Source organism: Psychroserpens mesophilus (assembly GCF_050617655.1).
Taxonomy (GTDB): Bacteria; Bacteroidota; Bacteroidia; order Flavobacteriales; family Flavobacteriaceae; genus Psychroserpens; species Psychroserpens mesophilus_A.
Genome location: NZ_JBODQC010000166.1, coordinates 1 through 273, shown reverse-complemented (window position 1 = coordinate 273; position 273 = coordinate 1). Strand labels below are relative to the sequence as shown.

Annotated in this window: 1 pseudogene; it reads right to left on the bottom strand. The window is 56.8% G+C overall.

What is annotated here, in order from left to right:
* Positions 1-273, bottom strand: a pseudogene (locus ACRHNM_RS16790) (FeS-binding protein); the annotation flags it as partial.

Sequence of the window (273 nt, the reverse complement as noted above, 5' to 3'; positions counted from 1 at the left end):
GAAGTTGTAGTAGTTGAGCGGCCAGATATTCTTCAGGTCGTAATACGGCAGATCGCCGTTGAGGCGGGCCATGATCTCGGGAATCAAAAAGGCGAAAGCCAGTTGGAAGAACATGACGCCTACCGTCCGGAGGATCTCATAGCGGTTGTGCCGGTATTTCCAGATGAATTTGATGCCGAAAGCCAGGATTGCCAGGGTATAGAGGGCCCCGTAGACAAACCACTGGCTGGCCGGGTTGCCGCTCAGGGCGCGGCTCAGGGGGTCGAACAGGGC